The 12,359-nt window shown below is 40.1% G+C and carries 10 protein-coding genes; all 10 read right to left on the reverse strand.

Annotated features, from left to right (window positions below; genetic code table 11):
• A partial coding sequence (locus NWP21_RS06220; protein WP_280792013.1) for a DUF4157 domain-containing protein occupies positions 1-1,336 on the reverse strand: 1,336 nt, incomplete at its 3' end.
• A gap of 113 nt (positions 1,337-1,449) precedes the next feature.
• Positions 1,450-1,878, reverse strand: coding sequence for a hypothetical protein (locus NWP21_RS06225; protein ID WP_271733416.1), 429 nt, complete (start codon positions 1,876-1,878; stop codon positions 1,450-1,452).
• Positions 1,879-1,912: 34 nt separating this feature from the next.
• Positions 1,913-3,802: a phage tail protein gene (locus tag NWP21_RS06230; protein ID WP_280792014.1), complete on the reverse strand. Its 1,890-nt coding sequence runs from the start codon at positions 3,800-3,802 to the stop codon at positions 1,913-1,915.
• The gene (locus NWP21_RS06235) at positions 3,784-4,767 is read right to left on the reverse strand and encodes a baseplate protein J (RefSeq protein WP_280792015.1); all 984 of its coding nucleotides are present in this window, start codon (positions 4,765-4,767) and stop codon (positions 3,784-3,786) included. The genes NWP21_RS06230 and NWP21_RS06235 overlap by 19 nt, the downstream gene beginning before the upstream one ends.
• A 3-nt stretch (positions 4,768-4,770) precedes the next feature.
• Positions 4,771-8,349, reverse strand: a complete 3,579-nt coding sequence (locus NWP21_RS06240; protein ID WP_280792016.1) for a putative baseplate assembly protein — start codon at positions 8,347-8,349, stop codon at positions 4,771-4,773.
• 6 nt (positions 8,350-8,355) lie between these two features.
• The gene (locus NWP21_RS06245; RefSeq protein ID WP_280792017.1) at positions 8,356-8,742 is read right to left on the reverse strand and encodes a GPW/gp25 family protein; all 387 of its coding nucleotides are present in this window, start codon (positions 8,740-8,742) and stop codon (positions 8,356-8,358) included.
• Positions 8,742-9,449: a phage baseplate assembly protein V gene (locus NWP21_RS06250; protein WP_280792018.1), complete on the reverse strand. Its 708-nt coding sequence runs from the start codon at positions 9,447-9,449 to the stop codon at positions 8,742-8,744. Before NWP21_RS06250 ends, NWP21_RS06245 begins: the two co-directional genes overlap by 1 nt.
• Entirely contained in the window at positions 9,446-10,513 is a 1,068-nt protein-coding gene (locus NWP21_RS06255) for a hypothetical protein (RefSeq protein WP_280792019.1), read from the reverse strand. Before NWP21_RS06255 ends, NWP21_RS06250 begins: the two co-directional genes overlap by 4 nt.
• Before the next feature lie 11 nt (positions 10,514-10,524).
• Positions 10,525-11,178, reverse strand: coding sequence for a LysM peptidoglycan-binding domain-containing protein (locus tag NWP21_RS06260; RefSeq protein ID WP_271733408.1), 654 nt, complete (start codon positions 11,176-11,178; stop codon positions 10,525-10,527).
• Positions 11,169-12,359 (reverse strand): hypothetical protein (locus NWP21_RS06265; RefSeq protein WP_280792021.1); only part of this gene is annotated, 1,191 nt, incomplete at its 5' end. The genes NWP21_RS06260 and NWP21_RS06265, both read right to left, overlap by 10 nt.

Below are 12,359 nucleotides of genomic sequence, written 5' to 3' on the forward strand. Positions count from 1 at the left end.
TATCTTTAATTGTGGCTATACCACCTAAATTAATATCGTTGGTGGTGACGGTGATAGTTTTCCAATCAATTCCTGTGCTGTTGATACAAGTCCCTTCTACCACACCCTTGGTATTGTTGAGTGATTCCATGGTGATACTAGCTTTATCACTGGTCAAGGATTTGGTTTTATTGTCGTATTTGGGATTTTGTGTAGTGAATGTAAAGACTCCACCTAATTCTGCGGAAACAAAAGCATTTAAAAGCTCACTATGCCAAAGTTTCTTGGAACTATCATAAGTGATTTTCCAATTCCCCGTTGACTTGACATTATTAGCATTTGAGCCAAGGTCGAGAGCAAAACCACCTTGAATTGTGAGATTGTAATGGGGAGATTTATCATCGATTTTGCAACTAGGTTGCAAAAGCTTTAAACCGGAGCCGACTTGAATATCACTGAGTTGAGAGTCTAACAATGATTTGACAGTTGCGATGTCTTCAGGTAGCTCTTTGAAGATATCTATTGCTCCTGTCTTTTTCTCAGGGGGGTTTTGAGCCTTGTTGTCTTCTTTACGCTGTACAACCGGTCGATGACCTCCCTGCTGTACTACGTGGGTTAACTCGTGGGCTAGTAGTTCCTGACCTGGGCGGCTTTTAGGTTGATAAGCTCCACGCTTAAAAAAGATGTCCTTTCCTGTTGTGAATGCGACAGATTGAAGAGAGCGATTTAATTCATCTGATGGATCATCAGTATGTACCCTAACTCCACTAAAATCAACACCAAATGAGTGTTCAAGGGGTTCTCGAATGTCTTCAGAAATAGGTTGTCCGTGACCTTGTTCTTGTTTAATCGCTGTTTCTAGGTGTGGTGTGGTGGCTATTCCCCCCGCTCCAGTCCCTGGAGATGAAAGCGACTTTCGCATTAATTTTGGGCTGGGGATAGCTTCTGGGTGAGCTAATGGCGGGGATGGAGGATGATTAATTTGCTTAACTACTTGTGCGGCTACTTTATCAGCTTCTTGTTCGTATTTGTCCCCGGGTTGATTAACCTTCAGCTTGGCCTGGACTGGATAACTTTTTTGACTGGCTGCTAGTTCGTGGGAAAGACCGCGGAATAAAGGCCGACGCTGAATTGAAGAGTTATTAGCTGTGGGGATTTGTCGAAGAAGTAGGTTTACGGAACTATCTGCTGGCTGCTGTTGGGAACTTTGCGACGAAATCAGGCTACCTAGTACCTGGTTGCCAAACATCTCTTGTAACTCTTCTACTGGATGGATATCGCGGTTATTGCTAGATTTAGCCTGTTGTTTGGCAGTGGTTTGAGTTTTTTGGCTTTGGTTTTGCCGCAAAGTACCCATATACATTACTCTCTACTTTTCTGATTGGAAATATGGATGTGAATGGTAGTCAGAAAACTTGGGATTTTTGGGAGCATTTACGCAGATCAAGCTACTAAGGTAAATATCGAGTTTTATGTTCCTTTGACACGAAAGTTAGTAGTGATGAAACTCCCAGTCCCAGAATATTGGGGTGTGGGGTCGGGAACAGGTCCGCCGGGTGTGGGTTGCTGTGCGGGAACAACAACTTGAAATTTAGCTTTAAATGTACTTCCTTTGAGTAAAACGGGTTTGCTGTTACATTTGGTTCTCAGGGCTTTTTGATTGGGGGCGAGGGAGTCTATGGAAAGGATTCCTACGCCGGGAATGGGATGTGATGGGGTCATATAGGGACAACCGGGAACGATGACGCTTTTTTCATCGCCATCAACACACACCATTTTTTTGTTAATCATGTTTTTACTCGACCCCACTATATTACCAGGAATTACGGTGACAATTGCTTGTCCAAATGGGGGGTTAAACATGGCGATGTCGCCTGTGGTTAAAATATAGTCTGACATAATAATTGGAATCAAAAAAATTAATTAATTTTCATTAATCTACCCAGGCTTCTTCTTTAATTGTGGCATCCTTGAGCATTTGGGGGGTAACTCTACCAATGATGGTGTTACCTTGTACTCGTCCGTTATTGTTTAACCGACAAATTTCCAGTACATTCACCCTGGGACTCAAATTAAACTCTTGTTCTACAATGACTTGAGAAACCGGTTGTTGATTGAGATTAAAGTTGAGTTTGATGGTGATTTTACCTGACACTGGACAGTCATTAACGTTAGATAAGACGACATAAAACCCTTTGGGATTATCTAAAAAACGCTGATAGCTAACTTGGTGTGTCCCCCGCAGTCCTTGGGCGGAAAATTCTAAGTTAGGCATTAAGGGTCTAAAGGTGGAAGTACAAGATTGAATTCTTAATGTTAAAAGTCTGGCTATTTTTTCTCCTGCGGTTTCTGCTACTCCTGTAAGTTCGACAATTGCTTCTATTTCTATTTTCTTTTTGGCTGGAGAATCAAATAATTTAAAGCGATAAATTCTTTCTAACCATTGGGAGTTAGGAACCAGTCGCATGGTTGCGCCGATTTTAGTCCCGATCAATGTGTTACCAATTTTGTTTTCTTGATGGCGACGGTAAATTTTTAATTGGGTCTGTTCAGCATTTGTGGGAATTTGCAAGGATGCACCCACTTGGTTACCTAAGCGAGTATTACCTTCCATGCTGTGCCATAATGGTCTTGGTTTGTAAATTCTTAGCCTGGCATCATGGACTAAACGCATGGTTTCACCGACTCTCGCACCCAGGCGAGTATTACCGTCTATCGGTGTGATTTGGGGTTGATGAATGTTTAAGGGGGGGTCTTGATGGAGATGTAAGGTTCGTTGTGGTTCTGAGTCCAGGCGAGTATTTCCCGGCATTAATTCTAATTGATTCAGGGGGCGATAAATTCTTAAGTTAGGTTCTAGGTCAAAGGGTAGGGAATCAAAGATAATGTGGGAATATTGTTGCTGGTTGAGATGAAAGTTAACTAGGACGGTAATTTTCCCTGTGAGTTGTTCACTGCTTAAATTGGATAGGGCAATAAAAAAACCATCAGGATTGCCAATAAATTGCTGATAAAATACAGTTTGTCTGACATCAGCCCCCATCTGGCTACCATTCGGTTCTAGGGGTAAGTTTTTTCCTTGAATACGAATTAATATTTCTTTTTCTAGGGGATGTTCTGGCGGGTAATTATCGAGTTGAATCCTGGCCTGAATTTGAAATTTTTGTTCTGGGGGTGCATCAAATAAAATAAAGGGGTAACAACCTCCCCATGCTTGGGTAATTTGCATGGTGAGTGTTAAGATTCTTAAAGCATAATAAGTATGGGCGGGTTTTTCTTGGTCAATAATTCCTTTAGAAATACGGAATTCTCGCCAATATCTCTCTGGGTCAATAACTTGATTGCTGGGTAAGGCCAGTTGAACCTGAAAATAATGGGGTTTGTCGTCAAATTCAAATATAGAAATTGTCCGTTGAGGATAAGTCAACCCGAAACTTTCTAAATAAATTGCCAGCATTTTTTTCAGACCGGGAACTGTTCCCCGAATTTGATACAGGGGAACCATCTGACTAATAAATTGGCGTTTGGTTTTCTCATCCCAATCATCCCGCAAACTTAAAGCTATCCATCCGGCTAACCAGGGTAAAAATTCCGCTGGGGTTTGTTGGGGGTCAAAATAGGTGTCAATTTGATCAATCAGGGTTTCTAAACCCCAGGGGGAGGCTGTGTTTTTGCTAACAATTTGGGGTGTAAAATCTGTCTCTTGCTCAGGAAAGCCACTGAGGATATTTTCAAAGGCGAGTAAAAATCTACCTAAAAAGGGATCTGTTTCCAGATAAGCTGGTAGATATTCTAAATAACTACTTAGTCGTTCTTTTTCCATTTGTCTCCTAAACGTTGCATTGTGGTAATTTCACCAATCTCTAGTGTGACTAATTCATTGTCGTGTAAAGAAATGGCGGTAAGTTGATTTTGGGCGTTGATTTGCTGTCGATGTTCCTCAAATTCGCTGATGTGAATTTGTTCTACATAATCAACTCCTGGTAAATGATCAAATAATTCATAAAGTTCAGAAACATAAATATCTCTGCCAAAGGGATAACCTTGATTTTGCCAATATTCTGGACAGGGGAAAGGATTAAAGAAACCTGTGAGTCGGCGTTGGGCTTCTGTTTGCACTGCCTGATATGAGGCACTATCATGTAAATATAAGGTGACCGCAACTTTAATGTTGACATAGTTGGGTTCGACTACGTGCAGGCGGGTGCTAATTAGTCTTCTTTGATCAAGAAATTTTTTAATTGTTTTTTTAATAATTTCTGTGTCTGGAGTCTGGATTTTGGGTAAGACGACTAAGGTAATATGTGCTTCTACTAGCTGGTTAATGTCTGCATTTTCTAAGTCTGTTTCTGGTAAACAATTTACCCGCGCCATGATCGCAGCTTCTCCCCAGCATGCTGCTGTTTTGGTTTGCAACCAGTCAAATAAGATAATTTGCTCAAAGTCTTTGGCGGTGACGGCTCGGTAACGTTGCCGTATTTGTACTAGTGTTTTCTGAATTTCTGCTTGTAAAATGGCATTCTGTTGACTGGTTGATTTTGCTGCTTGTAATTTGTAAGGTTCTCCTTGAAGTAGTGTTAAAAAGGCGGATTGGTTGCGATTGGTAATTTGATTGGTGCGATATAACACCATTTCTGTTAACCAGGCGAATAATTCAATCAGGATAATTCCTGTATCTGAGGGGTTGTGATCTGTCCATTCGGGGGCTTCACTGGGAATGAGGCCAATGGCTTCTTGTACTAGGTCGGTATAGGTGCGATCGTCCAGGTTGGGTAAGGGTAATGTCATGGTTTAAGTGTCTCCTGGTAGTTTTAAGGTGACGATATGTTGACCTGAGTAAATCATGGTCTGGATATCGATGACTGCATCGACAGGTTGAATATCTAGGGCGCGGACATACTTAACTCCTGGTACTTTTTCCAGGACAGCATAAAGGTCAGAATGATGAGGTTTACGGCCAAAACTCCATCCCTTTCCCTGATCTCCCCCTGTGAGGGGATGTAAAAAACTATGTATGCGATCGATTACAGCTAGTTTGACCGCATCAGCATTTTCTACAGCCACGGGGACAATTTCCGTAATTACTCTGATTTCTTGCCATTTGGGTCCTGAGACTAGTAGGGTAATTGTGGGGACAAATCGGGCTTGTAAATAATTCCGCACGCGATTGAGTAATGCTAGTGTGGGGGTGGGTTGGCGTTCTTCACCATAGGGAACGATAATGACTAAGACCCGACCAGCGCGAATTTCGTGATTGAAAACTTTGATGTGATTTTCTTGTAAAGCTGCCTTAGATGTACCATCAGGTTCTAGCCAGAGTTCTTCTAGCAAGGGATTATAATCAGGAAACATCATTTCTGGTGTGATAATTTTTACCCTAGCTATATCTATAGATGCTTCATAAACTAGGTCTTCAAAATCCTGGGCGGTGACGGCGCGGTTACGGTGGCGCAGTCGTTTAGGCGATCGCTCTTTGAGTTTGTCTAAAGATTCTTGCTCGTTTCCTCCTGTAGCAGCCTCCCAATTAATTACACTGTCTATATAGGGAATAGTGGTTTTGAGTTCAGCGATGGTTTGGGGGGCGCGATTGCCTTGAATACCGCCTCCAGTACAGTATTTACTTAACCTAATATTGTTACGTCCTCGTGGGGGAATCATCCCCGCTTGTCCATCACCAAAGTAAATTTTCCCGGTTTGGCGGTCAAGAACATAATGACGGTCTTTAGGGCTAGAACTATAAAAATCTGGTACTTCTTCCCAAGGTATCCACACTTCTACTAACCGCCCGGTTTCATCTATCACAGGTGCAATATTTCCTGATGCTTGTGCAATAAGGCGTTCGTCATCAGGTGGGATTCTCCCTTCTTGAATTTCTAATTTTTGTCCCAGGAGAATGGGGGAATGGGTGGTAGTAAATACTTGTTTGGGTTCGTTATTACTAGAACCTAAAATCTCATTTTCTAAGGTAATAGTTTGACTTGCCCAAACAGTATTAGTGCGGACAGAACGCAGCCGGGGAGGTACGGTAAAATCGGCAGAAATGGCTAGTTGTTGAAAAAGGTAGCGCATTAATCCGTATAGTCTTAACCGTTGAAATCCTAATGCCCAATTAAAGATATATATCAAGCTAAAGGGCAGATTTTCCCAATTATTTGGCTGTTTCCGAGCGCGTAACCAATACAGTGGTTTACCAAAGTAAGGTAAGGGAATAAAGTCTGTAGGTCCGATAAATTGAATTAAACCTTTTTGGACAAAGGCTTGGGTTTCATCCTGGACAATTAAGGGTTCCCATCCCCTAGGGCTAGGATACTCCCAAGCAATTCTGTGTAAATTAATGTCAGTTGTCCCCCGGTTGGCGTTGGGTAAAACTTCTTCTTGTCTTGGGGGTTCGATTTGCAAGTAAAGTGTGTTGGGACGATGGGGAAATGGTTGATTAAATCCCAAATACAAAGCAGAGTCACGGTTAAGTCGGGGTGTTAAGGGATGAAAACAACGGATGACTCTACCCGCACGTTGATGATGATAATTGAGGGGTTTGGTGAAAATAACTAAGTTGCGATCGCCATCAATGAGTTCAATTTGCTGTTTTTCTGGGTGATTATCATCAAATTTAAGGAACTCACCGATTTTAAAGGGGCTGACATCATCCAGATGTATGATAGTTTCCCCTGGTTGAGCAGCTTGAGATAATCTCACTAATACAGGAGTGCCTTCACAATAGATAAAATCATTGTAGGCATAATAAAAGGCAGGTTTTTCTAAAGCAACTGTATAAGTAATGCTTACCGATTCCACTACAGGGGGATCAAAGGTATCAGGAGTATTTTCCGCCATGGTAAATTTACTTAAAACCCGACTACCAGCTGTGTAAGCATTCCGGGTGGTGTTCTCTAAAATTAGCTTTCTTTGTGCTTCTACTTTGCCAATAATTTTAATTTCTTCTTGGAGAATTTCACCCCCAGAAGTTTGCAGGCGGATAATATTGTCAATGTCTAATTCATCGACACTATCAACGTATATTTCTGATTGTCCAGAGCTGATATTTTGAGCAACTAGGGTAACATCATTATAGACAACATATTTTCTTTCTCTGCCTTTTCTGCCATAAATACCGTTAGTAATTCTGGCACGAATCCAATAATAATTTTCTTCCTGATTCTCAGCTAATTCTGGTAAATTTTGGGGAAATTGAAAGGTAGTTGATGTACTATTTTCTATAAACTTAATGGGTGATGAGTTATTATCCCATCTAAATTGATTTTCATTAGTTGTTGTTTCAATAATTTGCCATTCTTGCCGGTTACCTATTTCCCAAATAATTTCCAAGTCTTGGGTATAAGTCGGTTGATGACTCAATTTAGCATCAATGAGAATACCGACTCCGGATTTGATATATTCATTATCGAGAGGAATAGAAAAAGTATCGTTACGCAGGGGTGTAGTCCCAAAGGGGTAAAATTCTTTGCTTAAATCTAGGGAAGAGGTGTTAAATAAACAGAGTTTGGGGGTTTGGGTATGATTAATATTAACACTGAAATTAATTTGGGTGATTTCGGGTAAATTTTGCCTGTTGTGTGGTATTAAAGCGACTTTTAACCATTTGGCTTTTTGCCCGTTGATTTCCACAGGCATTAATTTGGGTAACTGTGTTAAAGTAATAATTAATTGTGCTGCATCTGCTTGGGTTTGTACATTGCTTAATGTTTGCCATTGTTTTGCATCCCAATAAAACCATATATCGAGTAATGCTTGCAGTTTAATGGCACTGTTTGGGCTATCAGTATGTATGGTGATAGTAGCAGTTGTTAATTCGGGAATCTGAAAAATTTCTTCACAATTGATATATAAATAATGCTCAACTGGTTGATGACCAGTAAAGGCTAAAAATGGTTGATTTTGGTGAGCGATAGCAGGAATGGTGTGTTGAGTGCGATCGCTGTAATAATCCCGGTCTTCTATGACAAACATTGCTTGTAATTTCGTCCCGGTAACTAACAAATCTTGTTCGGTTTCAAAGATAACCTCTTGTTTCTCGTTTTCTACAGGCGGTGCTGAGATTTGGGTATGGGCGGGAACAAGGGAATCTACAGGACTACGGCCTGCTAAACTAAAAGTGAGGGGGACTCTAGCGGGTTGGGGTGGGGTTTGTTGAGTCCCAATTAAGTTGAGAAATGCTAGTAAGTTGCGGTCGGGAACGCGATTGAGGCGATCGCTGACTACTGTAGCCATGCGGCTGAAAATCCGCGTTAGTGCTGAACCCGCATCTGATTTGTTAAAATCTTTACCTGTATATTTATTAACTAAAGCTTGGGTTTGTGCAACCAAATCTTCATAGCTGCGTTGGTCAATTTTAGGTGGAGGAATAGACATAATTCGCTACTGTAAATAGAAAGGATAAACTAAATTAAAGGCATTATTAGTGGTGCGAACTTGATAATTAATGGAAATGTGCAGCACATTAGGTTGAGAGGGATGGGAAAGCAAATCAATATTTAAAATATCTATGCGCGGTTCCCACTCCACTAGAGCCGAACGTACATCACTAATGATTTCGCCGACTGTACCGGCGCTATTGGGTGCAAAAACGCGATCATGAATTCGACAGCCAAAATTAGGACGCATGACACGTTCACCCCTGGCGGTACTCAAAATTGCCCAAATTGACTGACGTACACAATCTTCGTACTTTGCCATTACCAGTTTTTCTTTGTCATCAAACTGTACAGGATAGGTCCAACCTACCCCTAAAAAATCAATATCCATTACATCACCTCCAAGGCCCCGTTATTAACCTTGACTCCCGCAGCACAGGTAATTTCTAAGCCTGACTTAGCTGCAAATTCCGCTTTAGATTTAGCTTCAATGCTGCAATTTGAACCCGCTTCTATTTTACATTCTTGTTGAGTTTTAATTTCCAGGTTCTTACATTCAATGGCAATATCTTTGTCTGTACTTTTGATAGTAATTTTTCCCTTAGCTTCAATATTGATGTCTTCTTCTATTTGAACACTGAGGGAATTTTTCTCACAATCAATGGTAATTATGTTTTTACCACTTTTATCCTCAATAATAATTTTCTCTTTATCTTCCGTATCATCTAAAACAATTTTATGACCACTGCGGGATTTAATCATGCGGATATTATTTTCCCCATCATCATTTTCTAAAGGAGGTTTATCTTTGCCATTCCATAAACTGCCTAAAATATAAGGAAAGGCAATATCACCATGTTCAAAAGCCACTAAAACTTCATCATCAACTTCAGGTAAAAAGTAAAATCCCCTATCTTCTCCCGCCATGGGAGTCATGACCCTAGCCCAAGTGCTTTCATCTTCATCTGATAACCAGGGGAACTTGACCTTAATTCGCCCTACTCCATCGGGGTCTTTAATATTAGTAACCACGCCAATAGTGACACCATAAAAGCGAACATTGGGGTCATCTGGTAATAACAAATCTATTCCCATCATGATGCGGTTCTCCTGGCAGTAAATAAAGTACTATAACCCTGGGATTCCGAGTAATTATGTTCAGTTGATGTCACATAATACATTCCACTAAATCGCTTTCCCACTCCAGTTACTTCGATAACTTTGGCAATTCTCAAAGTAGGAATTCCCGGACAAGTTCCTTCAGCGTTTATATAGGCGATCGCCATATCTTTAAACTGTCCTAAAGCTATTTGATCAGCTTCTTCCTTGCTAGATACTGGTTGAATAACTACAGTAGAAACAGATTTACCAAAGCTTTCTACCGCCTTTGGTCCAGTAGTTTTACCCCCCATTTTACTTCCTTCTTTACCTGCAGCAGCTTTACCTATAACTTCTTTTTTATCTTCCGGTATCCATCCCTTTACTTCCACCTCTTCCACCTGAGACATCGTACTTAACCGGGGTAAAAATTCCCGTAAATTTTCTTCAAACTTTAAAGTTACAACCTTTTGACCATCGTTTTGTGGAGGTTGAAAATATAATGTTTTCTTATCAATAACTACTTCATAGCCAATGCGTTCTGCACGACTTTGGAGAAAATCCCAATCAGTTTGATTATGCTGCAAAACATACTCATGTTTCACATCAGTATCCTTAACTTTTGGTGATAGTCCCCTAGCTCTAGCGATTTGACTAGCAATATCACTATCTTTCATTTTCGCATAGGATTTTGTTTTAGTCCCTCGTAACAAACGGTGACGCATATCATGTCCCCTTACTACTAAGATCGGCGCAGAACTTTGGAGAAACTCAGGTTCTAATCCCGTAATTTCTCCCACAATTACCGTTCTTAATTGATTCTCATAACCCATTTGAATTTCTACTTCATTACCAATTTCAAATAAATCATCATCAATCCAAGTTAATTTACCCTTAGCTAAATCCCAACTAGCAAATTCCAAGGTAAACATACTTGGTGCTTCTATATCTTCATATACTTTCGCTGAAATTAAATCAGCACTCGCTTGAGCAGAAAGCTTCTGTCCTTTAATTAAAACTTTAATATTAGGAGAAAGAGTTTTTGCACCACCATAATCAGACATATTTCCCTCCTTTAAGTGTAACTTTCAATTCGCAAAGGTGGAATCGTCAAAACTAACCCCGGTGGTATTTTACGGGGATTATCTAGCTGGTTTTCCGCTGCAATTATTCGCCATAAATTAGGATCTCCATATTCTTCATGAGCAATACTGCTGAGGGTTTCTCCTCTTTTAACAATACGAACCGGGTCATCAATTAAATTCTCTTCCTTCTGTTGTTTTTCTGGTTCCGTCCACTCTCTAAACACACAATTCAAAGTAGCGCGCACCGGTGTACCATCTTCCAAAAACTGGGTTAGAGTTTTCGTCACACTTTCTAAAACACCATCGGGTAATAAAACGCTATCTTTTCCCCCAATAGTTCCCCAAGTTAGCTTACATCGAGGTGGTCTTTTCTCGCTTGTCCCAATTCTGGGACGAGTTAAATTAAAAACTTTTTTGGTGTATTGTTGGACATTTTCCGGAGGAGAACCTGTGAGAGTGGTATCAAAGAATAACTCTATGGTTAATGTTGCTAAATCCTTAGAAGGAATTAGACCTTTTTCGCCAATTGTCCAACCAGTTTTATTAATTTGTACTTGGTTAGGATTAAACAAAACTTCGATTTCATCGGCGAAATCTCCCTCACTACTTTTTTCGGCTTTAATTTTTAACTTTTCTAGCGCCATTTCCTTTTCCCTCTCCGTTCACTTTCTATAACTAGTCTGCGCATGATTCTACGTTCTACTTTTTCTACTAAATCATCAACATTAATCTGAGGTGGTATACTTACTCCTTCTAGTGATGTTTTTTGACTTTGGTTAATTGGAGGAGGATGTGAATTAACAGAAGAATAGGATATATTTGTTGTTTCGTTTACCGGAATAATATTGCTGATATGATTTGGTGACTGATGGGATGATGTGCTATGATGATTATCTTTTGAAATCAAATTTTTCTGGTGAGCTATTTGTTCACTATTTAAGTTATTTACCTTTTCTTTAGCAATAGGATAATTAGACCATATTAATGGTTCTAATTCAGGCGAATATGGCTCAGAATTAACTTTTACTTTTAATAAAATCTCTTGATTATAAGCAGATTTAGGCTTTTTATCTCCGCAATCAACTACTACTGTATTTCTATTTTCTAATTTTGGCTTAATTGGAGTGGTTAAAGTTGATGTATAATGTTGAATATTAATACTAGGTGATAACCTTTCAACTAAAGGTATGTCTTGTAATGATTGATTTGGGAAGGAGTTCTCAGGTTGAACTACTGGTAAGCTGATATTAGATGATGATGTAGTTTTCCCAATGGGAGAGTTGGGATTAACTAGGTTAACTAAGGGTATGTCTTGTAATGACTGATTCGGGAAAGAGTTATCGGCGGTAACTACTGGTAAGCTGATACTGGGTGATGATGTGGTATCTAACTTACCTTGAATGAGAATTTCTGAAGTTGATGTAGTTTTCCCTAGGGAAGAGTTGGGATTAACTAGGTTAACTAAGGGTATGTCTTGTAATGACTGATTTGGGAAAGAGTTCTCAGGTTGAACTACTGGTAAGCTGATACTGGGTGATGATGTGGTATCTAAAACTAGAGGGATGTCTTGTGAGGATTGATTTGGGAAAAAGTTTTCAGCGGAAACTACTGGTAAGCTGATACTGGGTGATGAGGTTGTATCTAACTTACGTTGAATGGGAATTTCTGAAGTTGATGTAGTGTCCCCAATGGAAGAGTTGGGATTAACTACATTAACCAGAGGGATATCTTGTGAGGATTGATTTGTGAGGGAGTTATCGGCGGTAACTACTGGTAAGCTGATACTGGGTGATGTGGTATCTAACTTACGTTGAATGGGAATTTC

It is taken from the genome of Anabaenopsis sp. FSS-46 (genome assembly GCF_029891665.1).
In the GTDB taxonomy this organism is placed as follows: Bacteria; Cyanobacteriota; Cyanobacteriia; order Cyanobacteriales; family Nostocaceae; genus Anabaenopsis; species Anabaenopsis arnoldii.

Bases quoted from the DNA above. Each gene is read 5' to 3' on its own strand.
- NWP21_RS06235 (WP_280792015.1), bottom strand. From the start codon at position 4,767: ATGACATTACCCTTACCCAACCTGGACGATCGCACCTATACCGACCTA.
- NWP21_RS06245 (WP_280792017.1), bottom strand. From the start codon at position 8,742: ATGGATATTGATTTTTTAGGGGTAGGTTGGACCTATCCTGTACAGTTT.
- NWP21_RS06240 (WP_280792016.1), bottom strand. From the start codon at position 8,349: ATGTCTATTCCTCCACCTAAAATTGACCAACGCAGCTATGAAGATTTG.
- NWP21_RS06230 (WP_280792014.1), bottom strand. From the start codon at position 3,802: ATGGAAAAAGAACGACTAAGTAGTTATTTAGAATATCTACCAGCTTAT.
- NWP21_RS06225 (WP_271733416.1), bottom strand. From the start codon at position 1,878: ATGTCAGACTATATTTTAACCACAGGCGACATCGCCATGTTTAACCCC.
- NWP21_RS06260 (WP_271733408.1), bottom strand. From the start codon at position 11,178: ATGGCGCTAGAAAAGTTAAAAATTAAAGCCGAAAAAAGTAGTGAGGGA.
- NWP21_RS06250 (WP_280792018.1), bottom strand. From the start codon at position 9,449: ATGATGGGAATAGATTTGTTATTACCAGATGACCCCAATGTTCGCTTT.
- NWP21_RS06255 (WP_280792019.1), bottom strand. From the start codon at position 10,513: ATGTCTGATTATGGTGGTGCAAAAACTCTTTCTCCTAATATTAAAGTT.